The following is a 23,887-nucleotide window of genomic DNA, read 5'->3' on the forward strand; positions in this document are numbered from 1 at the left end:
GGCCTTCGCGAGCATCGTCTTGCCCGTCCCCGGCGGACCGTGCAGCAGGACCCCGCTCGGTGGGTCGATCCCGACCTCGTCGAACATGCCAGGGTTCTTCAGTGGCATCTCGACGGTCTCGCGGACCTCCTCGATCTGCTCGTCGAGGCCACCGATGTCCTGGTAGTCGACGCCGGGGCTCTGGGTGACTTGCATCACGCGAGCGCGGACGTCCGTCTCGTCGTCCAGCGTCTTGACGATCGAGAGGGAGTTGTTTACGGCGACGCGTTCGTCAGGTTCGAGGTCCTCGCGCATCTCCTCGGTGACCTCGGTGAGGGCCTCCTGGTTGTTGCCGTGCTGTTTGATAATGACCCCTTCGTCGGTCAGCTCCTGGACCGTCGCCACGAACAGGGGGGACTGCTTGAGTTTCTTGTTCTCGTGGGTGAGCCGTTCGAGCTTCTGTTGATATTTGTTGTTCTCGGCGTTCGCGTCCAGCAGCTTGTCCCGCATCTCCTCGTTTTGCTGCTCGAGAATCTCGAGTTGTTCCTCTAGAGATTCGAGCTTCTCTTGCTGTGAGGCACCTTCGTCGTACGGTTGGTCGACGTCATCCACCGTATCCGTCATTGCACCATCCTAGCGGGTCTGCGGTCAAGAGGCTTCGGGTCGGGACGAAAATCGGTTCTACCGAAGGATTCGGAGGGTTGTCCGAGCCTCGATCTGTCGCCACGACGTCCCGTGTGAAGGCGGACACGCACCGCCGGACACCGAATCGGTCGGACTGCCCTGCTGACTGATCCGGACCGGCTTCGGAACCGGAACCGACGCTATCGCTCCCGAAGCAATTCCTCTTAGTTATAATTAGGGATAGTAAATATTATTACCCTGTATCCAGAACGGAGGGATACGATGAGCGTCACGGAGTCACCACAGGTCGAAGCGGCACAGGAGCCCGGATGGGAAGCGGTCGAGGATCTCCCGCCGAGTGCGAAACTCGTCGCGAAGTCACTGGAGTACAACAACAGCCTGACCCAGAGTCAACTGGCCGAGGAGACGCTGTTGCCGGGCAGAACTGTCCGGTACGCGCTCAGTCGCCTGGAGGAGGTCGGCGTCGTCGATTCGCGCTTTTCCTTCTCGGACGCGCGCAAGCGCGTTTACACGCTCGCGATCGAGTAGACTGACAGAGCGATCACAGCGGGCGATAGGACAGCACTCTTCGCCTCGGACCACTTCCACCACGCTCGCGGAACCCCTTTAGGACCCCCCGACGTAGCCCGGTCCAATGACGCGGGTGCTGCACACGGGCGATACGCATCTCGGCTACCGGCAGTATCATTCGCCGGAACGCCAACGTGACTTTCTATCCGCCTTCGAGCAGGTGATCGACGACGCGATCGAGGAAGATGTCGACGCCGTGGTCCATGCCGGCGACCTCTTCCACGACCGACGACCGCGCCTGCAGGACATCATGGGCGCGCTGGGGACGCTTCGCCAACTCGCCGTAGCCGATATCCCCTTCCTGGCTATCGTCGGCAATCACGAAGGCAAACGAGACGCCCAATGGCTGGACCTTTTCGAGTCGCTGGATCTGGCGACCCGCCTCGACGAGGGGCCGACTGTGATCGGAAACACCGCGTTCTACGGATTGGACTTCGTGGCCCGCGCTTCCCGTGAGGGCCTGGACTACGACTTTGAGTCCCACGACGCCGCTCACGCCGCACTGGTTTCTCACGGCCTCTTTCAGCCGTTCTCCCACGGCGACTGGGACGCCCGTGAGATTCTCGAACAGTCCTCGGTCGATTTCGATGCGATGCTACTCGGCGACGATCACACGCCCGCCAGAAAGGAGGTCAACGGCACGTGGTTGACCTATTGTGGCTCGACCGAGCGGGCCAGCGCCGCCGAACGCGAGGCACGTGGATACAATCTCGTGACGTTCGACGGGGGAATCGACATCCGGCGGCGCTCCATCGAGACCCGCCAGTTCGTCTTCGTCGACCTGGAACTCGCCGAAGGGGAAGGCACCGAGCGCGTCCGAGACCGGGTCGATCAACACGACCTCGAGGACGCCGTCGTGATCGTTACGATCGAGGGCGAAGGCGACCGCGTCCCGCCGGCCACGATCGAGGAGCATGCCCGCGAGCGCGGGGCGCTGATTGCCCGGGTCAACGACCGTCGAGAGATCGACGAGGAGGCCGCCTACGACGTGAGTTTCGCTGATCCCGACGAGGCCGTTCGCGAACGCATCGACCAGTTGGGGCTCAGCCCCGCCGCGGCGGAACTCGACGAGGTCGTCCGGGCCAGCAAGGTGGCCGATTCGAACATTGACGATTCAGTTGAATCCAGGGTCCGGGAACTCGTCGACGAGGCCGACGCCGGAACGTTCGAGCCTGCCCCCGCAGAAAACGACGGCGAGGTTGCCGAAACCGAACCCGAGACCGACAGTGAGGACAGCCCGGGGGAACGCGACGGAGCGGGCGGTGAAGACGTTGTGAGGGCGGACGAAGAATCGAACGGCGACGGCGCAACCGAGGACGGCGAGCAGCCGGCGAGTACGGATCGATCTGTGGACGGCGACGATCAGTTGACCGACGACGAACAAGCTGATGATGTGGACAGGCAGGCAGCCGATGACGACGAGCAGACTGGCGGTGGGGACGGGCAGGTGATCGACGACAACGAACAAGCCGATGATGGGGACGGACAGGCGACGATGGAGGAGTACCTATGAGGTTCGAGCGCGTCCGACTCGAGAATTTCAAGTGCTACGCCAACGCCGATCTGCGACTGGACCGTGGCGTAACGGTCATCCACGGCGTCAACGGCAGCGGGAAGTCCTCGCTGCTCGAAGCTTGTTTCTTCGCGCTGTACGGCGCTCGCGCACTCGATCGCACTCTGGACGAACTCGTTACGATCGGGACCGAGGAGGCCACCGTGGAACTCTGGTTCGCCCATGGAGGGAAATCCTACCACGTCAAGCGTCGTGTCCGCGTTCGGGACGACCGGGCCAGCACCGCGGAATGCGTTCTGGATGAGCCCGATGGCGTGGTCGAGGGTGCACGTGACGTTCGGGAACGCGTCGCGTCGCTGTTACGGATGGACCACGAGGCGTTCGTCAACTGCGCGTACGTCCGCCAGGGGGAAGTCAACAAGCTCATCAACGCAACGCCGAGCGAACGCCAGGACATGATCGACGATCTCCTCCAACTCGGTCGACTGGAGGAGTACCGAAAGCGCGCCAGCGACGCCCGCGTCGGGGTCGGGCGCGTCCTTGAAGGTAAACGTGAGTCGCTCACACAGCTCGACGAGCAGATCAACGCCAAGGAGGAGAAGGATCTCCACGAGCAGCTCAACGTGGCCGAGAGCGAACTCGCGACGGTCCGGGAGAAACTGGATCACTACGACGACCAGCGCGAGACTGCCCGTGAGACCCTCGAGGACGCCAAATCGATCCTCGAGGAGTACGAGCAGCGCCGCAAGGAACTCGAAGACATCGAGAGCGAGATCGAAGAACTAACCGGGACGATCGAGGCGACCGAGCGCGAGCGCGAGGAGCTCGCCGACGAAATCGCCGAGCGTCGCGAGCGTCGCGCGGAGATCGGCGAGCGGATCGAGACCGCACTCGAAGCGACGGAACTGCCGACGGACGCCGACCGCGACGCCGTCGAAACGCTGATCGAGGATCTCGACGCACGGGACGACGAAATTCGCGACGAGATCGAACAGCACCGCCTGGACGCCAAGGGATACCGAGAGGACAGCGAAAGTCACCGCGAAGACGCCACCGATGCCGAGGAACGCGCCGCGAAGAAGCGAAAGCGGGCCGACGATCTCGAATCGGATCTCGAAGAGACACGTTCGGCTCTCACGGAACGCCGGGAGACGCTGCTCGAACTGGACGAGGACATCGACTCGATCGAGGAGACGTTCGCCGACGCGCCGATCGGCCTCGACGAAGCGGAGTCGTATTACGACGAGGTAGTGGCACAACTGGAAGACGTCACCGAGGAGTTGACGACACTCGACGCCCGGATCGAGTCCGTCGAGAGCGACATCGAGGAAGCAGAGGAACTGCTCGAAGCCGGCAAGTGTCCCGAGTGCGGCCAGCCTGTCGAGGGGGCACCGCGCGTCGAATCGCTTGAGGGAGACAGGAAGCGATTAGCTGATCTCGAGGAAGAGCGCGAGAACGTGCGGGAAAACCGCGCGGACGCCGAGGAACGGCTCGAACGCGCCGAAACGCTGGTCGAGAGAGCGGACGAACACGACCGGCTGCTGGAGAAACGTGAGACTCTCGCCGAGTTGATCGAGGAACGGGAGAATTCGATCACGGAGACCGAAGAACGGATCGAGACTCTGCGGGAAGAGGCGGACGAACTCGAGACGGACGCCGAAACGCACCGCGAGTCTGCCGACGAAGCCGCCGAGAAGGCCGAGAAATGTCGGAAAGCCATCGCCGAGTGCAACGAGCGCCGTAGCGACCTCGCCGATCGCATCGAGGCCCTCGAGGACGTGATCGCTGACTTCGGTCGGCGTGACGATCTCGAGAACGCCATCGAGAACCGCCGGGAACGCCGCGCCCAGCTCGAAGAGATGAACGACGAACGTCGCGACCGTCTCGGGACGCTCCGGGAGCGACGCTCGGAACTCTCGGCGGCGATCGACGAGAATCGACTGGCGAAGGCTCGCGAGGACAAGGATCGCGCCGAGTCGTATCTTGAGGAGGTGACCGAGGAGATCGAGGACCGCCAGGAGCGACGCGACGAACTCCAGGCCCGGATCGGAGCTCTCGAGAACGAGATCGAGGAACTCGCATCCCTTCGGGAGCGTCGTGGGGCTCTCGCCGAGACAGTCGAAGACCTCGAGTCTCTCTACGACGAGGCCGAACAACTTCAGGAGATGTACGGACAGTTGCGGGCGGAACTCCGGAAGCGAAACGTCGAGACCTTAGAGCGGATGCTCAACGAGACATTCGAACTCGTCTACCGTAACGACTCCTACGACCGGATCGAACTCGACGAGGCCTATCACCTGACAATCTACCAGAAGGACGGTGAACCCCTCGACCCCGATCAGCTTTCCGGCGGCGAGCGTGCCCTGTTCAACTTGAGCCTGCGAGCAGCGATCTACCGGCTGCTCGCCGAAGGGATCGAGGGGACTGCGCCGACGCCGCCGCTGATCCTCGACGAACCGACGGTCTTCCTGGATTCCGGCCACGTCTCACAGTTGCTCGAACTCATCGAATACATGCGCGGGGAGATCGGGGTCGAACAGATCGTGGTCGTCAGTCACGACGACGAATTGGTGGACGCGGCCGACGATCTGGTCTACGTCGCCAAGGACTCGACGACCAACCGTTCACGTGTCGAGCGTCGGGAGTCCGCCGGGTTGCTGGCCGAGTGAACCTCCTCTGGTCAGGCTTCCAGCGTCTCGAGTGCGTCGCTCGCAGTTTCCGTCGTCCCGTATCCACGCTCGCCGGTGACGCGCCGTTCCTCGATGAGTCCAGCCGCACGGAACTCCGCCAGTTGCCCGTGGAGGTCGCTCTCGCAGTACTCGAACCGGTCGAGCATCGCTCTGACCGACAGCGGTCCGTCGCGTTCGAGTTCGAGAAGCAGTCCCAGCGAGCGCTCGGTCCGGACGGCGGTCAGCACTCTTCGAAGCGGTTGTGAAACCGCTTTGGCTGCCACCGAGAGGGGTGACTCCTCGTCCAGCATTTCGAGGTCCGCTGGCGGCCGATACGTCTCCTGGTCGGTCTCGGGATCGCGGATCAACCACTCACTGTCCGAGCGCTTCAGTAGAAGATAGGTCTTCCCGTCTCCATCCTGTACTGTCCGCATGATCTCCCTATCGACCGCGGACGGTTAGGACTACCGTCGAGGCAGGACGACACGGTGCTGACAGAACGCCGTTAGATGGGTCCCTCGCTGTCGTCCGCCCGAGTACGGACAAATCGTCGGTAGCGAACGAATCCGTAGCCGCCGGCCACTCCCCCGACGGCCAGGAGACCCATGCCGATCCGGAAATCGCCGAGGAAATACAGAACCATCGGGCCGACGGTGACGCCGAACAGTGCCACGTTGAACACGAGGACGAGTCGCCAGAACAACTTGACGACGTCCGAGTCGAAGTCACCCTCGGCCGGCTTCGGCTCGGGAACGTCAACCGTCGGTATCAGGTCGTCGTCACTGGCGGCTCCCTCCTCGAAGAAGTCGTCGAACGGGTCACTGCCGGACACGTCTCTCAGTCAGAGTGCCGTCGTGAAATCGGCTTCGCTTGACTCACCGCCGCTCGGGAAGGTCTGTTGCGTCGTCGCTGTAGATCCACGCCATCGGGTTCTCGGCGTCATAGAGTACTGTCCCATCCTCGGTCTCGTAGAACTCGACCGTTTCGACCGTCTCGGACGGTTCGGGGAGCATCGGCTCCCGGGACGCCGCTCCGTCACTCCGACTGCCGTTGGCGGGGTTCGACATGACAATCGGATTCTGGTATGCCATGACGTAACATAAACTTTCTCCATGCGGCGGCGACCGGGGAGTTTTAGGGTGACGGGCCGAACCAACGCTCCAATGGCAGATTCCGGGAAACAACGTGGTCTCGGCGAGTTCGCCGAGGGGGCCGGCAGGCCCGCGGAGGAGGCCCAGGTCGTCGCCGGCAACGGTGGGCAGGGGGCGAACGTCGTCGAGACGGGCGAGTGGAAGTATCCCGAGAAAGAGGGCACCGTTTCACTGTCGGTCACGCAGGTCGACTACACGATCGAGGGCAGCGGCGACGACGAGTATCCCGTCTTGCACGTCTTCGGCCGCACGTCGGATCGCGAACTGGAACACGTCCGCGTCTACGAGTTCAAGCCGTACTTCTATGCGCCGGTCGACTCCGTCGAGGAAGAACGACTCGCGGACTACGGCGCGATCACTGGCTGGCAGTATACCGACGACGATGGTGATTCCTACGAGTCGATCCGTGGCGAGGAACTCGTAAAGATCTTCGGCCGGACACCGCGTGACGTCGGGCAGATCCGCGACGACTTCGAGCACTACGAGGCGGACATTCTCTTCCCGAACCGCCTGCTCATCGACAAGGACATCACCAGCGGTGTTCGTCTCCCCGAACGGCGCACCGACGACGGCTCGATCCGGATCCCCCACGACGAGATCGAGGCCATCGATTACGACGCCGAGGCACGCATCAATACTTTCGACATCGAAGTGGACGACCGCTCGGGCTTCCCCGAGGACGGCGAGGAGCCGATCATCTGTCTCACGAGCCACGACTCCTATCGCGACGAGTACGTCGTCTGGCTGTACGACTCCCCTGTCGGGATAGACCCGCCCGAGGCCCTCGAACAGTACGAACCCCTCGAAGACGACTTCGAGGCCGACGTGCGCGTCTTCGAGACGGAGGAGGCGATGCTCGCGGCGTTTCTGGACTATATCGAAGAAACTGATCCTGATTTGACAACTGGATGGAACTTCTCGGACTTCGACGCCCCGTATCTCATCGACCGATTGCAAGAACTCGACCCGAAAACAGACCGGAATCTCGACATGAATCGCCTCTCTCGGGTCAACGAAGTCTGGGAGAGCGACTGGCAGGGTCCGGACATCAAGGGTCGGGTCGTCTTCGACCTCCTGCGGGCCTACAAGCGCACGCAGTTCACCGAATTGGAGTCCTACCGACTCGAAGACGTCGGCCAGGCCGAACTCGACGCCGGCAAGGAGACTTACACCGGCGACATCGGCACCCTGTGGGAAGAAGATCCAGAGCGCTTGCTCGAATACAATCTCCGGGACGTCGAACTCTGCGTCGAACTCGATCGCAAGCAGGACATCATCGCCTTCTTCGAGGAGGTGGCCTCTTTCGTGGGGTGTAAACTCGAAGACGCGCCCACGCCCGGGGACGCCGTCGACATGTACGTCCTCCACAAGGCCTTCGAGAACTTCGTTCTTCCCTCGAAGGGCACCGTCGAGTCCGGCGAGGAGTTCGAGGGCGGGGCCGTCTTCGAACCGATCAGCGGCATCAAGGAGATGGTAAGTGTCCAGGACTTGAAATCCCTATATCCGATGTGCATGGTAACAATTAACGCATCCCCGGAGACGAAGGTCGATCCCGAGACCTACGACGGGGAGACGTTCCGTGCACCGGATCCCAGCGGCCAGCACTTCCGGAAGGAACCGGACGGCATCGTCCGGGAAATGGTCGAGGAATTATTATCAGAACGCGAAGAAAAGAAGGCACTTCGAAACGATCACGAGCCCGGAACCGAGGCTTACGAGCTCTATGACCGGCAGCAAGGAGCTGTCAAAGTTATTATGAATAGTTTATATGGCGTTTCGGGGTGGGATCGGTTCCGCCTCTACGACAAGGACAATGCGGCGGCCGTAACCGCAACAGGGCGGTCGGTCATCGAGTACACCGAGTCGGCCGTCAACGATCTCGGCTACGACGTGACATATGGAGATACTGACAGTGTTATGATAAGTATGGGGACGGACATGTCCGTGGAGGACGCCATCGATCGTTCCTTCGAGATCGAGGAGGCCATAAACGCCTCCTACGACGAGTTTGCTCGCGAGACGCTGCACGCCGAGGAACACCGCTTCCAGATCGAATTCGAGAAACTCTACCGGCGGTTCTTCCAGGCGGGCAAGAAAAAGCGCTACGCGGGCCACATCGTCTGGAAGGAGGGCAAAGACGTCGACGACATCGACATCACAGGCTTCGAGTACCAGCGCTCGGACATCGCCCCCATCACCAAGCGCGTCCAGAAGGAAGTCCTAGACATGATCGTCACAGAGGGTGACATCGACGCCGTCACGGAGTATCTCCACGACGTGATCGAGGACTTCCAGGCCGGCAACGTCAATCCGGAGGACGTGGGTATTCCAGGCGGGATCGGCAAGCGCCTGGACAACTACGACACCGACACCGCCCAGGTCCGGGGGGCGAAGTACGCCAACCTCCTGCTGGGGACGAATTTCGACCGCGGGAGCAAACCCAAGCGACTCTACCTCAAGAAGGTCCACCCCGATTACTTCGAGCGTATCGAGGACGAACGGGGTCTCGATCCCTCGCGTGATCTCCTCTATGGCGAGTTCAAGCGGGACCCGGACGTGATCTGCTTCGAGGTCGCCGAACAGATCCCCGAGGAATTCGAGGTCGACTGGGAGAAGATGTTAGAGAAGACGCTCAGAGGGCCGATCGCCCGCGTTATCGAGGCACTCGACGTCTCCTGGGAGGAGGTCAAGAGCGGTCAGGAACAGACTGGTCTCGGTCAGTATATGTGACAAGCGAGTCGGGTCCGGGTACGGCGAGTCCGGTCGCGGGCTGTTCTCGCGCATGTGCGGCGAGACCACCAGTGCCTTCGTCTTTCGTTAACTTTCTTTTCGATAGATCCAAAGCAAATATCTTGTGTTGCGAAAGCTTCATGGGTGGGAGGAACCTGTTTTCGGTTGACCTAGAACATGGCAACACTCGAAATCAACAATCTCCACGCAGAAGTCGCCGAAGAGAGTGGCGAGCGGATTCTCGAAGGGGTCGACCTGACGGTCGAGTCCGGCGAGATCCACGCGCTGATGGGACCGAATGGCAGTGGGAAATCGACGACGGCGAAGATCATCGCCGGTCACCCCGCCTACGAGGTGACCGAGGGAGAAGTCCTCCTCGAACTCGAAGATGACGAGTACGACGAGGAGATTCCAGAGGACAAACGGACCTGGAATCTGCTCGAGCTCGAACCGAACGAGCGCGCGGCGCTGGGCGTCTTCCTCGGATTCCAGTATCCGGCCGAGATCGAGGGCGTGACGATGGTGAACTTCCTCCGGACAGCGTTGAACGCCAAACTCGAGGAGCGCGAGGAGCTCTTCGAGGACGACGAGGAAGCAGACGCTGACGAAGATAGCGAGGAAGAGGCGGGCTACGACACCTCGCCGATGGAGGGCCCCGCCGACGAAGGTGAGGTCAGCGTCGCCGAGTTCCAGCAACTCCTCAAGGAGAAGATGGAGCAACTAGACATGGACGAATCGTTCGCCGAGCGATACCTCAACGCTGGGTTCTCCGGCGGCGAGAAGAAACAGAACGAGGTTCTGCAGGCAGCCATTCTCGAACCCGAGATCGCAGTGCTCGACGAGATCGACTCCGGGCTGGACATCGACCGTCTCCAGGACGTCTCGAAGGGGATCAACTCCCTCCGTGACGACCAGGGGACTGGCGTCCTGCAGATCACCCACTACCAGCGTATCCTCGACTACGTCGAACCCGATCACGTCCACGTGATGCTCGACGGGCAGATCGCCAAGAGCGGCGGGCCGGAACTCGCCGAGAAACTCGAGGACGAGGGGTACGACTGGGTCCGCGAGCAGGTCTACGAGGCGGCCTGAGGTGACCAACGTATGAGTTCAGACAACGACCTCGAATCGACCGATACAGAGGCTCGATTCGAATTCAAGAAAGAGCAGTCGTCGGCCTACGAAGCCGAGGTGGGCCTCACAGAGGAGACCGTCCGGAAGATCTCAGAGGACAAGGACGAGCCAGAGTGGATGCTCGAACGGCGTCTCCGCGCCTTAGAGCAGTACAAGGAGATGCCGATGCCGACCGACTGGCCCGGCCAGCCGGACCTTTCGGAGGTCGACATCGACGAGATCATTCCCTACATTCGCCCGGACATCGAGACACGGGGCGGCGCCGAGGACTGGGACGACCTCCCGGACGAGATCCAGGACACTTTCGACAAACTGGGCATCCCCGAGGCCGAACAGCAGGCCCTCTCGGGCGTCGGTGCCCAGTACGAATCGGAGATCGTCTACCAGAACATGCAGGAGCAGTGGGAGGAGAAGGGCGTCGTGTTCATGGACATGGACAGGGCCGTCCAGGAACACCCCGACCTCGTGCGGGAGTACTTCATGACGAAGGCCGTCCCGCCCAGCGACAACAAGTTCGCGGCGCTGCACGGCGCGGTCTGGTCGGGCGGTAGTTTCGTCTACATCCCCGAGGGCGTCACCGTCCAGATGCCCATCCAGGCGTACTTCCGGATGAATTCGGAAGGCATGGGCCAGTTCGAGCACACCCTCATCATCGCCGAGGAGAACTCCGAGGTCCACTACATCGAGGGCTGTTCGGCACCGCAGTACGCCCGCCACAACCTCCACAGTGGGGGCGTCGAGGTCTTTGTCAAGGAAGGTGCCCACGTTCAGTACTCGACCGTGCAGAACTGGTCGAAGAACACCTACAACCTCAACACTAAACGGGCTATCGCCGAGGCCGACGGTCGCATGGAGTGGATCTCCGGGTCGATGGGCTCGAAAGCGACCATGCTGTACCCGAGTACCATCCTCAAAGGCCCCGGCGCAAGCGACAACCACATCACCATCGCCTTCGCGGGCGAGGGCCAGGACATCGACACCGGCGCAAAGGTCTACCACAACGCGCCGAACACGAAGTCCACCATCGAATCCAAATCCATCGCCAAGGACGGCGGGCGGACGAACTACCGCGGTCTGGTTCACATCGCCAACGGCGCGAAGAACTCCTCGACCAGCGTCGAGTGTGACGCGCTGATGTTCGACAACGAGTCCACGTCGGACACGATGCCGTACATGGAGATCCAGGACAACCAGGTCGACGTCGCCCACGAGGCGACCGTCGGCAAGATCGGCGACGAGGACGTCTTCTACCTCCAGTCCCGCGGGCTGGACGACGACGACGCAAAGCAGATGATCGTCGCCGGGTTCATCGAGCCGATCACGGAGGAACTGCCAATCGAGTACGCCGTCGAACTCAACCGTCTCATCGAACTGGAGATGGAGGGGAGCCTCGGATGAGCACGCAGGTACACGCCACACTCACCGCGGACGATGTCGAGCAGGTCTCGGCGGAACTGGGCGAGCCCGACTGGCTGACCGAGACGCGTCTGGAGGCATTCGAGGCCCTGGACGATCTCGACATGCCGTCGGTCATCCGGACGCCCGGCCGCGACTGGACGAACCTCGACGCACTCGATTACGAGGAACTCGTCGACCCACTGGAGTGGGCCGAGGAGAAGGACCGTGTCGAGGCCGAAGGCGTCGACGTGCTCTCGTGGGCAGCGGCCCTCGAAGAGCACGGCGAACTCATCCAGGAACACTTCGGGAGCGTCGTCGACCCCCAGCGGGACTACCTGACGGCCCTCTCGACAGCGCTGTTCGGTGCGGGGACGGTCGTCTACGTGCCCGAGGGCGTCTCAGCCGAGGACGTGAAGATCCGGACGACGATGAACTCCCGGTCGCTGTTCAACTACACGCTCGTCGTCGCCGAGGAATCGTCGTCGGTGACGATCCTGGAGCGTCAAAGCACGGGAGAGAGCGTTGCGCCAGCGGCGCAACGAGGCGAAGGCGGCGAAGCCGCCGGAGCGGACAGCGATCAGTACTACTCGGGCGTCGTCGAGGTCGTCGCCGACAAGAACGCGAACGTCCAGTACGGCGCGTTGCAGAACCTCGCCGAGGACACGTACAACTTCTCGGTCAAACGCGGCCACGCCGCCCGGGACGCCACCGTCAACTGGATCGAGGGCAATCTCGGCTCCCAGTTGACCAAGACGAGCGTCGAAACCCGACTCATCGGTGACGGCGCCGAGAGTCAGATCGTCGGGGCCTTCTTCGGCCACGAGGACCAGCACTTCGATCTCGGATCGCGAGTCTGGCACGAGGGCGAGCACACCACGGCCGATCTGGTGACTCGCGGCGTGCTGGACGACGAGGCCCGCTCGGCGTACGAGGGCGTCCAGGACGTCGGGCAGGATGCGTGGGACACCAATTCCTACCAGCGGGAGAATACGCTCCTGCTCAGTGACGACGCCGAAGCCGACGCTAGCCCGAAGCTGATCATCAACAATCACGACACCGAAGCATCCCACTCCGCGACGGTTGGACAGGTCGACCAGGAAGACCTGTTCTACATGACTTCCCGCGGCGTCGACGAGGAGCGGGCGACGAACATGCTCGTCGAAGGGTTCTTCGTACCCGTCTTAGAGGAGGTTGCCGTCGACGAGTTGCGCGAGGACCTGGACGAACTGATCCTCGACCGTCTCGGGGCCTGATCTCTCCCTTTCCGTCGATACGACCCCTCACCGGTCACAGTTCGACGACGACTGGTTCACAGTCAGTACAGGCGAGAACTGGCTGTTCCGGCGGTTCGTAGATCAAATTTCGCCCCCCACAGCGGTGTCCGATCGTGGTCTCCTCGACGGGTCCGCCACACGTGGATGTCCGAAGAACGGTCCACAGGGGTATCAGGAGTGTCACGTCGTCGATTCCCTGATACCGCGGGCGCGACGGGTATCGCACTGAGACTTGCTGGTTGTGGTGGCCGGGACAGTCCAACGATCCGGTTGACGGTCGATCAGGAGTCCGTGGACGCCGAAGAGGCAGTCGTGGACGCGCTGTACGACGTCGGTCTCATACGGATTATTGTCGTGATGTACCGGTATCTGTCGACCCCCGGGTCGGCGTCATTCGGAAATAATCTACAATAATCCGTATCAATGGGGACATCGAGGCCGTCTTCGATCAACGGACCATCCGCTTATTCGACTCGAACTCCGGAAGAGCGATCACCCACGAACTCGTCTGATACGGACTGCTGTAAGTCATTTCGATATCGACCGCCCGAGTGCGGGCGGTCGTACCGGTAAACAGTTACAGCAGTCCGTATGAATCCATCGCCTTCGAACCGGTGTCTGCTTCGGAACATCCCATGATCGACGCACGGAACGCCATCCAGTCGAAGTCAATATCTTTTACACCGCGCAGAGTTTCGAAAGCAGCATGAACACGGATCACGAATGCGAGGGTCGAGGCCGGGAACGCACGTTGCCGTCCGTTTCGCGTCGCCGACTCCGGAGGTATCGTCCGTGAACGAGTCCAAACTAACCACGGTTCTCGAGAAGGCCGGATTCTCGCCGTACCAGGCCGACGCCTACGTGGCCTTGCTCGAACTGGGGTCGGCGACGGCGACGGACATCGCGGAGCGCAGCGGCGTTCCCGACCCACGGATCTACGACGTGTTGCGCGATCTCGAAGCGGAAGGGTACGTCGAGACGTACGAACAGGAGTCTCTGCGGGCTCGGATTCACGATTTCGAGTCGTTGCGGGAGAGCCTCGAGGAGCGGGCGGTGCAGTTCTCGGACGCCGGCGAGGAGATCGAGCGACGCTGGGAGGAACCCGTGATGGAGGAGAGCGTCGTCAACTTCGTCACGCGCTTCGAGACGATCCTCGAGAGTGCGGCCGATGCGATCGAGAACGCCGAGAATCAGGTCCAACTGGCGGTGAGTCCCGAGCAGTACGAACAACTCCGGCCGGCACTCGCGGCCGCCGCGGAGGACGGGGTGAGCGTCCATCTCTCGGTGTTCACGGAGAACGGAGCTGAGTCGCTGCCGGACGCCGAAGACGTAGCAGCAGTCTGTACGGAGGCGCGTCACAGACGTCTCTCATCGCCGTTCGTGACTGTCGTGGATCGGACGAAAACCTACTTCGCGCCACACGAGGGGTCGACCAACGAGTACGGACTCATCGTCGACGACCGGACCCACGCCTACGTGTTCTACTGGTTCTTCCTGACGACGCAGTGGGACAACTGGGAACCGTTCTACGTGGCCGATGACGACCATCCCGACGAATACCTCGAGATCAGATACTGCGTTCGTGATATCGCACCCTTGCTCGACGCCGGCCGGAGGGTTCGTCTCCGCGTCGAGGGTGTCGATACCGAGACGGGCGCCCGTCGCGAAGTCGAGGGAACAGTCCGGGATGTCGTCGTTGGGTCCGACCACGCTAACCTCGCGGAGACGTCTGTCAGCGCCTACGGCGATCGCGTCGCACTCGTCATCGAGACGGACGCCGGAACGGTCGAGGTCGGCGGGTGGGGTGCGCTCGTCGAGGACGTCGAGGCCCACCAGATCCACGTCGTGTCGATCGAATGATTAATAGCGGATACCCGTTTCGAACGGGCTGGGCGTCGACGTCAGGCTCCGATCGACGTCAGTAGCGGTGTCGATCACATTCAGTGAGTTCGGAAGCCTGGTCGGATCGCATATGTCGGATGCCTGGCGGTCCTGAATCCGTGTCGGTCGCGTTCCGGGAACGGGTTTAAGGGGACGCCAAACCGACAGATCGGTATGTACGGTTCCGCGACGCGTCGCCGGGGGGGACGAAAGTGAGTCTCAGACAGCCGGTCAGTTCGGATCACCAGCTCGCTCGCCTCCTGCAGATCGGAGTTGTCCTTCAGGAGGTCGTCGAAGCACGGGCGCGGAAACATCTCGAATCCACGGACGACCTCGAGGGAGATCTGGAGCCGCTACTCGAGGCGGCAGTCGAACGGGCCAATAGCCATCGTGAGCGCCTGGAAACGTTGATCGAGGATCTCGAAGCCGACAGTGTCGCCTACGAGGATATCGAACCGCTCGTCGAGGCACAGTACCAGGCGGATCAGGACTTCGACGACATCATCTACGACCAGCTGTGCAACGCCGAGACGGCATACAAGTTCCTTGACGACCTCGTCGGGGCAATCGAAGAGAGCGACGCGAGCTTCGGCGTGGACCGCCAACACCTACGGACGGTCCTCGAGGAGTTGCGGGAGGCTGAAGCGAACGGCGTCGAAGCGGTCACGGATCTCATGGAGGAACGAGAATGATTGGGGACGTACGCACTGTTCGGACGCGATATCGGGGGGATAAAGCGTGAACACGGCCGATCAGTACCTCAAGGCGATCTACCTGGTCCAGCAACAGACCGACGAACCCGCTTCGACCGGACGGATCGCTGATCGTCTCGGCGTGAGTCCGGCCAGTGCCAACGAGATGGTCGGCAAACTCCAAGAGCGTGGGCTCGCCGACCACGAGAAATACAAGGGCGTCACCCTCACGGACGAGGGGATCAGACAGGCCAGGGAGGCCCTGCGGACCTATTGCATCATCGAGCGGTTCCTCCTGCAGGTCCTCGAAGTCGAGGAGTTCCGTGCCGAAGCTCGGCAACTCGAGAGCGTTATCGACGAGACGGTCGCCGAACGACTCGACACGATCATCGAGCGCGAACCGCAGTGCCCGGACTGCTTCGACGCCGAAAACGACGTGTGTGAGCTCCTCGAGGCCGATCCCGAAGCTTCGGACTGACCGTCGAAGTGGAACCCAGAAACGGATTCTCGTCCAGGCTGGCGATCAGGGGCGGAGCAGATCGCTCAGTCGATCGATGATCCCGTCGTCGTCCCCCAGGGAGAGGTAGTAGGCATCGCCGCCGTCCTCGTAGTAACTGTCGATCCGACGGACGATTTCGAAACCGACGTGCTGGTAGAATTGCATCGCCGCCCGGTTGGTCGTCCGGGCGTGACAGGAGACGCTGTCGTGGTCTTTCAGAACCCGTGCGATCAGCCGCTTCCCGAACCCCTCGCCCCGGTACGCCGGGGCGACCGCCAGAAAGAGCATGTAGCCGTCGCGACGAACGGCTGCGAAACCGACCAACGTCGACTCCCGTCCCCCCCGGTCGTGATACAGATAGACGGTCGATCGCCGATAGGCGTTCTCGAAGAACCGGCGGCGCTGGCGGAGCATCCCCTCTTGCTCGCGGATGCGTTCCTTGAGGTCCCACGCGGCGTCGACGTACTCGTCGTCGCCCCGCTCGACCCGGGCTGTCTCGACAGTGACGCTCACTGTCGGTACGTAAGACGCTCCCCACTATAATTCCACCGCCCGCCGAGGGTTCTGGCCCGGATCCGCTATCTATCTCGCCCGTAACGCTTTCGGCCGTGCCGGCGAACACTGGTCGTATGCCGTCGCTTTCCGATCGGTCGCGGACACACGCGACCGAGGCTCGTGAACGCATCAGACAGTCGCTATTTACCGGACTGACGATCACTGTCCCGTTGTTGATCACGCTGCTGGTGATCAGTCTCGTTTACGGGTTCGTCTTTGGAGCACTCGATCCGTTGGTCACTGTTCTCGAAAGAACCCTCCCAATCGAGGGTGAGTTACCGGGCGTCGTCCTCCAGATCACCGCTGGGGTGGTCGTGATCGGTTTCATCTGGCTCGTCGGGTTCGTCGCCGAGAGTCGGCCGAGCGACAGCGGTCTCGAGGAGCGCTTCGACCGGGCGATGGGACGGGTTCCGGGGATTGGCGGTGTCTACCGCACGTTCGACGAGATGAGCGAGATGGTGCTCGACGCCGACACCGAGAGTTTCGAGGAGGTGAAACTGGTCCCGTTCCCGACACAGTCGTCCTATGCCCTCGGGTTCGTAACCGCCGAACCGCCGGAGCGATTCGAGCGAGCGACCGGGAACGAGGAGATGCTGACGCTTTACGTCCCGATGTCGCCGAACCCCGTGATGGGCGGGTACGTGTTGTACGTCCCGGCCGAGCACTGTATCGAGGTGGACATGAGCGTCGAAGAGGGGATCAAGTCTATCATGACAAGCGGCGTCGCGATCGGCGAGAAACACTCGGACGGTACTGCCGACGGGACTCCCTCCACTCCCGGAGACCCGACGGTCGAACGACCGAGTATGGGCGATATCCGTGACGTCGATCGGGAGGGGGAGGGACGAACGTGAGTTTCGTCCTGCGTGAGCATACGGCCGACGTGGCCGTTGAGGCGACTGGTGACTCCCTCGCCGATGCCTTCGCGGCGACGGCCGATGGCATGGCTGCGGCCATGTGCGAGAACGTCCCCTTCGACGGCGATCGGTTCGATCTCGCCGTCACGGCTGAGAGTCGGGAGTCGCTCCTGTTCGACTATCTGGACGAACTCATCTATCAGCGAGACGTACGGAACGTACTCCCGGTCGACAATCGGGCGACTGTCTCCCGGTCGGACGATGTCTGGTCGGTCCAGGCCAGTTCACGGGGGGTCCCCCTGCAAACGATTTCCGCCCGCGAAATCAAGGCCGTTACGTACTCCGAAATGGTTCTCGAAGAAACGCAGGACGGTTGGCACGCCTACGTGGTCCTCGACGTCTGAACCGCTATTTATCTGTTGGGCCTAAACCGCTTTCTTTCCAATGTTACATCTTGACTGGCACCTCGGACGGTAGTCGATAGGTGTTCCTGTGGGATGTGTCTCTTCCGGGTGCGTGGGATATTTGGTATGTATTTTTTGGTACACAGCGAAGACAAGTTCCCCGAAGCCAAAATTAATGTGTGAATGGCCCCTTCAACGGATGATGCGAAAGCGCAATCAGGACTGGTGGCCGAACCTATTACGAGTCGACATCCTCGACGATAACGCCGCGGAGCTCAATCCGTATGGTGAAGACTTCGATTACGCCGAGGAGTTCCAGAAACTCAACCTCGAAGAAGTCAAGAACGATATCCGAGGGGTCATGATGGACTCGAAGGACTGGTGGCCGGCGGACTACGGCATGTATGGCCCACTGTTCATCCGGATGGCCTGGCACAGCGCCGGGACCTACCGGACTGCCGACGGCCGCGCCGGTGCCTCGGGCGGCCTGCAACGGCTCCCGCCGGAGAGCAGTTGGCCGGACAACGTCAACCTCGATAAGGCCCGTCGATTGCTTCAGCCGGTCAAGCAGAAGTACGGCCGCAAACTCTCGTGGGGCGACCTCATCGTCCTGGCTGGTAACGTCGCCCTGGAGACGATGGGCTTCGAGACGGTCGGGTTCGCCGGCGGCCGCGAGGACGAGTTCAAGTCAAACGAGGCCACAGTGTGGGGCCCCGAGGAGGAGTGGGAGACGACCTCGCCCGACCGCTTCGAGGACGGCGAGGTAGGCAACCTCAAGGATCCGCTCGCCAACACCGTGATGGGCCTCATCTACGTCAACCCCGAAGGTCCGTACGGCGAGCCTGACACCGAGGGGTCGGCGAAGAACATCCGCGAGGAGTTCGACCGCATGGCGATGAACGACGAGGAGACGGTCGCGCTGATCGCCGGCGGCCACACCTTCGGGAAGGTTCACGGCGCTGACGACCCCGACGAGCACCTCGGTCCAGAGCCCGAGGCGGCACCCATCGAGGACCAGGGTCTCGGTTGGGACCACGACTTCGACGAGATCCCGGGGATGATCACCAGCGGGATCGAGGGGCCCTGGAACGATACCCCGACCCAGTGGGACATGGGCTACATCGACAACCTGCTGGGCCACGACTGGACTTCGGTCAAGGGCCCCGGCGGCGCCTGGCAGTGGAAGCCGGTCGGCGACGACATCGAGGCGGCACCCGGCGCACAGGACGAGTCGGAATCCGAGGAGCCGATGATGCTGACGACCGACGTCGCCTTGAAACACGACGACGACTATCGGGCGGTCCTCGAACGCTTCCAGGAGAACCCCGAGCAGTTCCAGGAGGCCTTCGCGAAGGCGTGGTACAAGCTCATTCACCGCGACATGGGTCCGCCCGAGCGCTTCCTCGGCCCCGAGGTCCCCGAGGAGACCTTCGACTGGCAGGACCCAGTCCCCGACGCCGATTACGAGCTGATCGGCGACGACGAGATCGCCGAACTCAAAGACGAGATCCTGGCTACGGACCTCTCGCGGTCCCAGCTGGTCAAGACGGCCTGGGCGAGCGCGTCGACCTACCGCGACAGCGACAAGCGCGGCGGCGCCAACGGCGCGCGAATCCGGCTCGAACCCCAGAAGAGCTGGGAGGTCAACGAGCCCGAACAGCTCGAAACGGTGCTCTCGACCCTCGAAGAGATCCAGGAGGACTTCAATGGATCACGCTCGGATGACGTCCGCGTCTCGCTGGCCGACCTCATCGTGCTGGCCGGCAACGCGGCCGTCGAAGCAGCGGCGGCTGACGCCGGCTACGATGTCGAGATTCCCTTCGAGCCGGGTCGGACGGACGCCACCCAGGAGCAGACTGATGTCGGTTCCTTCGAGGTACTCGAACCGAAGGTCGACGGCTTTCGGAACTACCTCGGTGGCGAGTACGACGACCTCTATGACACCCCCGAGGAACGGATGGTGGACAAAGCAGAGCTGTTGAACCTGACCGTTCCCGAGATGACAGTCCTGGTCGGCGGTATGCGTGCCCTGGGTGCGACCTACGACGACTCGGATCGCGGCGTCCTCACCGACCGACCGGGGACGTTGACCAACGACTTCTTCGTGAACCTACTGGACATGGGTTACGAGTGGGAACCGGTCGACGAGGACAGGGAAGTCTTCGAGGTCGTCGATCGCGAGACGGGCGAGGTCGAGTGGGAGGCCACCCGCCTCGATCTCGTCTTCGGCTCGAACGCTCGACTGCGGGCCACTGCGGACGTCTACGGCGCGGAGGACGGCGAAGAGGAACTCGTCGCCGACTTCGTCGAAGCCTGGAGCAAGGTCATGCAGCTCGATCGGTTCGACCTCGAATAAGGATCAACGGCGACTCGACCGCTACCGCGCCCTCTTTCGCTTCGAACCTTACTTTGTCCCACGCGTCGTAGCTCCGTGTATGACTACCTACGACGCCGGCGAGTTCACCCTGGAGAAGGTCCGGGAGTACGTCTGGAAGATCCCACAGACGGGCGAGATGCGCGTGCCGGGACGCGTCCTCGCCAGCGAGGAACTGCTTGCGGAGATCAGCGAGGACCTCTCCCTGAAACAACTCAAGAACACGACCCATCTCCCCGGAATTCAGAAGTACGCCATCGCGATGCCCGATGCTCACCAGGGCTATGGCTTCCCCGTCGGCGGCGTCGCCGGGATCGACGCCGAAAACGGCGTTATCTCGCCGGGAGCGGTTGGTTACGACATCAACTGCTTGCCGGGATCGACGGATGTCAGGCTGTCGTTCGGGCGACGAATGGAACTGGAAGACCTTCGGGAACGGTTCGAGGACGAGCGGGCGATCGTCGCCGGGGACGAACTGACGGACTCCCCGATCCGACTGTTCACGGAGTCCGGGACGAAGCCGGTATACCGAGTCGAAACGACGAGAGGGCAGACCATCCAGGCGACTGCGGAGCATCCGTTTCTCACTCCTGATGGGATGGTCGAACTCGGGGACCTGGGACCCGGTGACCAAACGATCGTCCAGCCGTTCCGCGGCTTGGAGCACGAGGATCCCGAAGCGTTCACGATCCTCACCGAAGACGACTTTGCTGACGCAAACCCGCAGCTAAAACGCGTTCTCACGGATCGGAACCTGTTACCGCTTCGATCGACCGACGAGGAACTGAACTATCTCCTGAAGATCCTCGGATTTCACCTCGGCGATGGGTCACTTGGCGGTGAAGGACAACTCTGGTTCTACGGTGAACCGGAAGATCTCGAATCGATCCGGGAGGACGTCAAGTCGATCGGCTTCACGCCGTCGAAAGTATACTCGCGGGATCGCCAGCACGAGATCGACGGATCGAGCTTCAAGGCGACCGAACACAGTTTCAAGACGACATCGAAAGCGCTCCGACGGTTACTCATCGAGCTTGGTCTCCCCGAGGACTCGAAGATTTCCTCGGAGTTCTCGACGCCGTGGTTCCTCGATCGCCTGGCCGACTGGCAGCAGGCGCTGTTCTACAGCGCGTTCTTCGGTGCGGAGATGAACGCGCCGGCCGCCCAGCACGACACGAACCTCTACTGTCCGAAAGTCTCCCAGAACAGGACAGTCGAGACCGTCGATTCCGGCCGACAGTTCTTCGAAGACATGGCAGCGTTCCTTTCCGACGTCGGGATCGAAACGAACGAGATCGAGTCGTTCGAGACGGACTCCAACCGCGACCACGATACCATCCGGCTACGTCTGGGGATCAAAAACGACTCCCAGAACCTGATCCGGTTTTTCTCGACCGTGGGCTATCGCTACAACCGGGACAAACAGCGACGGGCGATCAAGGCCATCGAGTACCTCAAGCGGAAAGAGCGCGAGATTGTGCGCCGGGAACGAATCGCCAGCGAGGTGCAGGCCAGAGCCGATGGTGGCGAACCTGTCCGGGAGCTGAAAGAGGAGTACGACATCAATGATCGATTCATCGAACGAAGTGCTTGGAGTGGGCGTGAGGGCCGACCGCGACCGGGAGAGACGTTCCTCGACTTCGAAGACTTCTGTGAGGACTTTGAGGTTCAGGAAAACTTGACTGTCACGACGACTGTCGATTCGATCGAACACGTCGGGGAGAAAACGGTCTACGACATCGGTGTCGAACACGACGCTCATAACTTCCTCGCGAACGGGTTCGTCGTGTCGAACTGCGGCGTTCGGATGCTGAAAACAAATCTCACCTACGCCGACGTCCAGGGTCGCGAGGAGGAACTCGTCGACGCGCTCTTCGAGGCGATCCCTGCGGGACTGGGCGGCGGTGGCGTCGTCCAGACGGATGTCGACACGCTTGAGGACGTGCTCGAACGTGGCGTCGACTGGGCACTCGAAGAGGGCTACGCCGTCGAGGCGGACCTCGCGCACTGCGAGGACGAGGGGGTTCGGCCGGGAGCCGATCCCGACGCAGTCTCACAGAAGGCAAAGGACAGGGGTCGCCAGCAACTCGGGAGTCTCGGCAGCGGGAACCACTTCCTCGAGGTCCAGCGCGTCACGGATGTCTACCGCGCGGATGTCGCAGAGCGCTTCGGTTTGAAGGAGGATCAGATCGTGGTCCTGATTCACTGTGGCTCGCGGGGGTTAGGCCATCAGGTCTGTACTGACTACTTGCGAGACATCGAACAGGCCCATCAGGGGCTTCTGGAGCAGTTGCCGGACAAGGAACTCGCGGCCGCGCCCGCCGGCAGCCACCTTGCCGAGGAGTACTACGCGGCGATGAACGCCGCGATCAACTTCGCGTGGGTCAACCGCCAGCTCATCATGCATCGGACACGGGAGGTCTTCGCCGACGTCTTCGACCGCGACTGGCGGGACATGGAGATGGAGTTGCTGTATGACGTTGCTCACAACATTGCCAAGAAGGAGACCCACGACGTCGGCGTCGACCCGGAGGGGCGACCGGTGGGAGAGGCCGACGCCGTCGACAGCGAGGAGCGCGAACTCTTCGTCCATCGCAAGGGCGCGACGCGGGCGTTCCCGGCGGGTCACCCCGAAGTCCCGGCGGCCTACCGCGATGTCGGCCAGCCGATCATCATCCCCGGGAGCATGGGATCGGGGAGTTACGTCCTCCGGGGTGGCGAGAACTCGCTGGAAGAGACGTTCGGCTCGACGGCCCACGGGGCGGGCCGACTCATGTCCCGGACCGAGGCCAAGAACATCTACTGGGGTGAAGATGTCCAGGACGACCTGCGTGAGACCCAACAAATCTACGTCAAGGCCGAGAGCGGGGCGACCGTCGCCGAGGAAGCCCCCGGCGTGTACAAGGATGTCGATGAGGTAGTGCGGATCTCGGACGAACTCGGGATCGGCGACCGGGTCGCCCGGACGTTCCCGGTCTGCAATATCAAGGGCTGAGGCTTCATCTCGGTGAGTTCAGGGATCGAGGCGGGCCAGCGTGACTGGGGCATGCCGAACAGTAATCGCTCAGCGACTGGCATCGCCGTTCCACTGTGCGAGCGTCGCCGATCCGTTGACGCTTTCGTTCCGCCAGATGACACTGACTCGATCGTTCGGCCCGACTGGTGCGCCGTACGCACCACCTTCGCCGACCTGGACGACGTCGCCTGGCTCGACCGGCTGGACGTCCTCCCAGCCTGCGAGGGCGGTCCAGCTCGCACTCTTGTCTTCCCCTTCGACGTAGAGATCCCCTGACGGGATCGAGTCGCCATCCTCGTGCGTGATTATGAGTGCACTCGTCTGCTCGATGTGACGGAACGTGAACTCCGCTTCGGGCTCGCCTCCAGCGTCGGGTGCGAACAGAAACACGTTGATTCCGATTCCAAGAACAAGTACGACCGCAAGCCCAACGAGCGTGGCCACGGCCGTCATCTCCGAGACGCCACGTTCGTCGGTATTCGAACGGGTCCCGGACAGTTCCATGTACAGTACGTGTATTCTTTCCCGAGCGATAAAACCACTGCC

Annotated in this window: 20 protein-coding genes; 14 read left to right on the forward strand and 6 right to left on the reverse strand. The window is 62.0% G+C overall.

Annotated elements, in window-relative coordinates:
• Window positions 1-603, reverse strand: a 603-nt coding sequence (locus E3374_RS05135; RefSeq protein ID WP_136688299.1) for an AAA family ATPase, incomplete at its 3' end; no start/stop codon positions are given.
• 282 nt (window positions 604-885) lie between these two features.
• Here E3374_RS05135 and E3374_RS05140 point away from each other — a divergent pair.
• The 3 genes from E3374_RS05140 (at window position 886) to rad50 (ending at window position 5,376) form a co-directional block, all read left to right on the forward strand.
• Window positions 886-1,152 carry a MarR family transcriptional regulator gene (locus E3374_RS05140; RefSeq protein WP_136687959.1) on the forward strand — a complete coding sequence of 89 codons (267 nt, stop codon included), beginning with the start codon at window positions 886-888 and terminating at the stop codon, window positions 1,150-1,152.
• Window positions 1,153-1,258: 106 nt separating this feature from the next.
• Entirely contained in the window at window positions 1,259-2,707 is a 1,449-nt protein-coding gene (mre11, locus tag E3374_RS05145) for a DNA double-strand break repair protein Mre11 (RefSeq protein ID WP_136687960.1), read from the forward strand.
• Window positions 2,704-5,376 (forward strand): DNA double-strand break repair ATPase Rad50, encoded by a 2,673-nt coding sequence (gene rad50 / locus E3374_RS05150; protein ID WP_136687961.1) that lies wholly within the window; start codon window positions 2,704-2,706, stop codon window positions 5,374-5,376. The genes mre11 and rad50 overlap by 4 nt, the downstream gene beginning before the upstream one ends.
• A gap of 11 nt (window positions 5,377-5,387) precedes the next feature.
• On the opposite strand, the gene E3374_RS05155 is transcribed toward rad50, so the two are convergent.
• From E3374_RS05155 to E3374_RS05165, 3 genes are all read right to left on the reverse strand, one after another.
• Window positions 5,388-5,810 (reverse strand): DUF7346 family protein, encoded by a 423-nt coding sequence (locus tag E3374_RS05155; protein ID WP_136687962.1) that lies wholly within the window; start codon window positions 5,808-5,810, stop codon window positions 5,388-5,390.
• Window positions 5,811-5,881: 71 nt separating this feature from the next.
• Window positions 5,882-6,208, reverse strand: coding sequence for a DUF7322 domain-containing protein (locus tag E3374_RS05160; RefSeq protein ID WP_136687963.1), 327 nt, complete (start codon window positions 6,206-6,208; stop codon window positions 5,882-5,884).
• Window positions 6,209-6,251: 43 nt separating this feature from the next.
• Complete coding sequence (locus E3374_RS05165) at window positions 6,252-6,467, reverse strand: DUF7331 family protein (RefSeq protein ID WP_394347450.1); 216 nt, start codon at window positions 6,465-6,467, stop codon at window positions 6,252-6,254.
• Between the two features lie 72 nt (window positions 6,468-6,539).
• Between E3374_RS05165 and E3374_RS05170 the strand changes: the two genes are divergently transcribed.
• The 7 genes from E3374_RS05170 to E3374_RS05200 all read left to right on the forward strand — a co-directional run bounded on the left by E3374_RS05170 (window position 6,540) and on the right by E3374_RS05200 (window position 16,114).
• The gene (locus E3374_RS05170) at window positions 6,540-9,257 is read left to right on the forward strand and encodes a DNA-directed DNA polymerase (RefSeq protein ID WP_136687964.1); all 2,718 of its coding nucleotides are present in this window, start codon (window positions 6,540-6,542) and stop codon (window positions 9,255-9,257) included.
• Between the two features lie 177 nt (window positions 9,258-9,434).
• Window positions 9,435-10,349, forward strand: a complete 915-nt coding sequence (locus E3374_RS05175; protein WP_136687965.1) for an ABC transporter ATP-binding protein — start codon at window positions 9,435-9,437, stop codon at window positions 10,347-10,349.
• Window positions 10,350-10,361: 12 nt separating this feature from the next.
• Window positions 10,362-11,789 (forward strand): Fe-S cluster assembly protein SufB, encoded by a 1,428-nt coding sequence (gene sufB / locus E3374_RS05180; RefSeq protein WP_136687966.1) that lies wholly within the window; start codon window positions 10,362-10,364, stop codon window positions 11,787-11,789.
• Window positions 11,786-13,042, forward strand: coding sequence for a Fe-S cluster assembly protein SufD (gene sufD / locus E3374_RS05185; protein ID WP_136687967.1), 1,257 nt, complete (start codon window positions 11,786-11,788; stop codon window positions 13,040-13,042). Before sufB ends, sufD begins: the two co-directional genes overlap by 4 nt.
• A gap of 813 nt (window positions 13,043-13,855) precedes the next feature.
• Entirely contained in the window at window positions 13,856-14,923 is a 1,068-nt protein-coding gene (locus E3374_RS05190) for a TrmB family transcriptional regulator (RefSeq protein ID WP_136687968.1), read from the forward strand.
• 233 nt (window positions 14,924-15,156) lie between these two features.
• Window positions 15,157-15,636, forward strand: a complete 480-nt coding sequence (locus tag E3374_RS05195) for a ferritin-like domain-containing protein (RefSeq protein WP_136687969.1) — start codon at window positions 15,157-15,159, stop codon at window positions 15,634-15,636.
• Window positions 15,637-15,682: 46 nt separating this feature from the next.
• Window positions 15,683-16,114 carry a metal-dependent transcriptional regulator gene (locus E3374_RS05200; protein ID WP_136687970.1) on the forward strand — a complete coding sequence of 144 codons (432 nt, stop codon included), beginning with the start codon at window positions 15,683-15,685 and terminating at the stop codon, window positions 16,112-16,114.
• Between the two features lie 45 nt (window positions 16,115-16,159).
• Here the strand turns inward: E3374_RS05200 and E3374_RS05205 are convergent, their stop codons facing one another.
• Window positions 16,160-16,648: a GNAT family N-acetyltransferase gene (locus tag E3374_RS05205; protein ID WP_136687971.1), complete on the reverse strand. Its 489-nt coding sequence runs from the start codon at window positions 16,646-16,648 to the stop codon at window positions 16,160-16,162.
• 116 nt (window positions 16,649-16,764) lie between these two features.
• Here E3374_RS05205 and E3374_RS05210 point away from each other — a divergent pair, with 116 nt between their 5' ends.
• The 4 genes from E3374_RS05210 to E3374_RS05225 all read left to right on the forward strand — a co-directional run bounded on the left by E3374_RS05210 (window position 16,765) and on the right by E3374_RS05225 (window position 23,320).
• Window positions 16,765-17,544 (forward strand): DUF502 domain-containing protein, encoded by a 780-nt coding sequence (locus E3374_RS05210; protein WP_248299392.1) that lies wholly within the window; start codon window positions 16,765-16,767, stop codon window positions 17,542-17,544.
• The gene (locus tag E3374_RS05215) at window positions 17,541-17,951 is read left to right on the forward strand and encodes an archease (RefSeq protein ID WP_136687972.1); all 411 of its coding nucleotides are present in this window, start codon (window positions 17,541-17,543) and stop codon (window positions 17,949-17,951) included. The genes E3374_RS05210 and E3374_RS05215 overlap by 4 nt, the downstream gene beginning before the upstream one ends.
• A gap of 202 nt (window positions 17,952-18,153) precedes the next feature.
• The gene (gene katG / locus E3374_RS05220; protein ID WP_136687973.1) at window positions 18,154-20,307 is read left to right on the forward strand and encodes a catalase/peroxidase HPI; all 2,154 of its coding nucleotides are present in this window, start codon (window positions 18,154-18,156) and stop codon (window positions 20,305-20,307) included.
• Between the two features lie 79 nt (window positions 20,308-20,386).
• Complete coding sequence (locus E3374_RS05225; RefSeq protein WP_136687974.1) at window positions 20,387-23,320, forward strand: RtcB family protein; 2,934 nt, start codon at window positions 20,387-20,389, stop codon at window positions 23,318-23,320.
• 69 nt (window positions 23,321-23,389) lie between these two features.
• Here the strand turns inward: E3374_RS05225 and E3374_RS05230 are convergent, their stop codons facing one another.
• The gene (locus E3374_RS05230) at window positions 23,390-23,845 is read right to left on the reverse strand and encodes a type IV pilin (RefSeq protein WP_136687975.1); all 456 of its coding nucleotides are present in this window, start codon (window positions 23,843-23,845) and stop codon (window positions 23,390-23,392) included.
• Window positions 23,846-23,887: the final 42 nt, after the last annotated feature.

The organism is Halorhabdus amylolytica (assembly GCF_004944975.1).
Classification (GTDB): domain Archaea; phylum Halobacteriota; class Halobacteria; order Halobacteriales; family Haloarculaceae; genus Halorhabdus; species Halorhabdus amylolytica.